Annotated in this window: 4 protein-coding genes; all 4 read right to left on the bottom strand. The window is 39.4% G+C overall.

Annotation, left to right across the window (positions count from 1 at the left end):
• Positions 1–481 (bottom strand): transposase (locus IEX97_RS12795; protein ID WP_188883497.1); only part of this gene is annotated, 481 nt, incomplete at its 3' end.
• Between the two features lie 70 nt (positions 482–551).
• Positions 552–1,319, bottom strand: coding sequence for a hypothetical protein (locus IEX97_RS12800; RefSeq protein ID WP_188883498.1), 768 nt, complete (start codon positions 1,317–1,319; stop codon positions 552–554).
• Between the two features lie 22 nt (positions 1,320–1,341).
• Entirely contained in the window at positions 1,342–2,025 is a 684-nt protein-coding gene (locus tag IEX97_RS12805; RefSeq protein WP_188883499.1) for a hypothetical protein, read from the bottom strand.
• A gap of 43 nt (positions 2,026–2,068) precedes the next feature.
• Positions 2,069–2,596, bottom strand: coding sequence for a hypothetical protein (locus IEX97_RS12810; RefSeq protein WP_188883500.1), 528 nt, complete (start codon positions 2,594–2,596; stop codon positions 2,069–2,071).
• Positions 2,597–2,825 lie beyond the last annotated feature (229 nt).

Below are 2,825 nucleotides of genomic sequence, written 5' to 3' on the forward strand. Positions count from 1 at the left end.
GTTGTTCGTCATGCATGAGTTTGGGGGAGCCGTGGAGGGAATGCAAGGTGGGCGGGATTTGACGCTTACGTTTATCCACAGGTTTGTAATACAGGCTGGTACGATTGAGGCTCAACAACTCAGCCTGTGTGGACAGCGGAATCTCGGAATTATCCCGTTCAACCATCTCCAGGCGCTCTTCACGAGTCCGAGTTGAGGCCAGATTTTTTTTTTTGAGCCACTCGACTTGAGTGGTTAAACGACCGATTTTGGAATAAAGTTCCTCGATCTCCTTTTCATATTCCTTTTTCGCAACAGCGGCGCTCTTCTTATCCACATCCTCGAAGAGGGTCGATAGGTTGTCCACAGCCGTGTTCTTCCACCGGTGCAGCATGGTTGGATGAACCCCGTGTTCCGATGCCAACTGAGCAACCGTCTTTTCTTCCCTAAGAAGTTCCAGTACGACCTGTGCTTTGAATGAAGCCGAGTAGTGTTTTCGCATGCCCATAGTGTAGCTTAAACAGCCCCCTATCGCTTGTTCAGTTTTCTGGGACCACTATACTATTTCCTTCTCACTTTGTAAGCACATATTCAATGATTTCTTCAAAAAATGCCTTGACTATATGAATTTCAGGGTTTATATTCGTTGGATGAGCACATCCATTTCTTAAATCAAGCCAGTGTTTAAGTCGTTTTTTTACATACTTATCATATATGTGCATCTTCTCGCATACTTCTAATAATTCTATATCCCTATAATCTACTAGGTCATCGATGTGATTAACGGATTTTCTTTTTGATTGAGGATACATTTTTCTGAATTCATCATTGAAATTACTAAAACCGATGTGCTCCACTTTCTTTCTAAGATGGTAAATGGTTGCTGTCCAACCCATCAATACTGCGGCTCTAAAAGCAAGTACTGTGGAATGGAGACAACGAATTGCTTCTTCAATGTATTCCCGTTCATAATAGTCGGCTATTTCGAAAACTTTTTTCTGAAGGCTCTCAGATATCTCCTTAACGGTAACAGTTATCTCATCACCGAACTTAAATCCTTCTTTTTCAGCTTTTCTCATAACGAGGTTTTTACCGGCGATAGTTAACGAGTAATTCCCGCTTTTAGTTTTATTGATTAACTTGCGCTTTCGCAAATCAGATAGAACCTGACTGATGTTAGATGGTGATGGTTGAGATGCTTGTTCAAAAGCATCCCTTATTTCCTTTGGTGATAGCTCATTGGCCAGCTGAAATGAATTGTAGTACATGATAGCGAGTGTGATTTCAGCTTGAGTATTCACGCCCAAGTTCTTTAAGAACTGTTCTAAGCTTAAATTCATAAATTTTCACCATCATTTTAATTTATTGTCCGATTTTGTTCTCTGCATCACCGTGAAAGGCGTTTAAAAGCTCTTTGACTTTCTCTATACCTGGCTTCATAATGCGGTATTTAGATTCTTCTTTAATTACTAACTTGGATGGAATTGATTTCCTATCGAGCGTCATCTGAATCGTGGACCGATTGACTGATTGTTTAAAACGCTCTTTAAGAATATTGGCTGCTTGAACAGCCGATAGACCCTTAATTTTGGAATACTGATCAGCAATATATAAAACAATAAGAGCCCTCGTTTCAACATCAGTGTAGGTATCTACTAGCTGTTGATAAACTTGATCCTCTTCAAAACGGGCAGCTATAAGTTTCTGTATTTCTTCCTGCTCCACCTTTTTAATCCTAGTAAATTTTCGTTTGTGTTTGACAAAATTCTTCGGTAACGCATTCTCCTCTCGTTCTGCACCAATAACTTCTTCTCTTTTTATATCCTGATGAGAATTTTCAGGTAATGACGCAACGGCCTTTTCCGTGCCAACAGAAAGAAGTTTACCCTGTGATTGCTCCTGTATAGGCTTAGTTGAAAAAATATTACTAACACCCTGGAACAACTGAGACCAAACATTTGAGATGAATTCAGGGTCATGATGTACTTCAATTTCCTGCTCTCCGTTCCGTAATCGGATTGAGTATTGCCGATTTTTTTCTGCCATAGTATGGAGCCTCCTACTCAAAAACTATTTTACTCGTTTTTTATTAACTATTTTGCTCATTTTTTATTCTTCTCTTCTGACGCGCTTTGAATTCTGGTGATTTTGTTTTCTGTATAACGTCCAAAGCAAACTTAGATTCAAGAGCCTTACGGCCACTACTAGTAATGTAAAACTGTCCAGGATTATTAAGGGATTCATCTAGCCATCCATTTGATACAGCCCAACGGAAATCTCTAGAAAAATTCTTGGGTGTTGGTTCTCCGCACTTTTGAAAATAAGGTTTTATTTCTTCAGGTTCAAAGCTTTCACGTCCTAAGATATCAATAATGTAACTGGCAAAACAAAGGATTTTGTCGGGGTTCCTCCTGGGATTAAATAGGTTAAAATATTCTGCTACCGAAAGATTATCTTTATTAACTTCTTGCCTTGTCTTTTTGTCTAAAATGTGAGAAGGAAATGAAGTATCAGATAAACAAATTTGAACTATATGTGAAGCTTTTTCTGGTGTAATATCAGTTTCGAAATTCAGACCAGGGCCGGTTAGTTTAATTTGAAACTTAGCTTCTAACACATTAACTCCCCCTTATAATCTTCGAGCCACAAAGCAGGCAGTATACTACATGTCTTTCTTGTAAGAATTGTAAGTTACGTAGACGACAAAGTCAACATACCGCGATCACTCACTTAAAATCTAACTGAAAGGGGTCCTGATCACTCAAATCGAAATCTAACCGAAGGGATCGTTGTGCGAATGTCATTGAAGAGCCGCCGTGAGTATCTGACCAGCATGCGCGAACGCT

The sequence above is a fragment of the Paenalicyclobacillus cellulosilyticus genome, assembly GCF_014647315.1.
Classification (GTDB): domain Bacteria; phylum Bacillota; class Bacilli; order Alicyclobacillales; family Alicyclobacillaceae; genus Alicyclobacillus_J; species Alicyclobacillus_J cellulosilyticus.

Bases quoted from the DNA above. Each gene is read 5' to 3' on its own strand.
- IEX97_RS12800 (WP_188883498.1), bottom strand. From the start codon at position 1,319: ATGAATTTAAGCTTAGAACAGTTCTTAAAGAACTTGGGCGTGAATACT.
- IEX97_RS12805 (WP_188883499.1), bottom strand. From the start codon at position 2,025: ATGGCAGAAAAAAATCGGCAATACTCAATCCGATTACGGAACGGAGAG.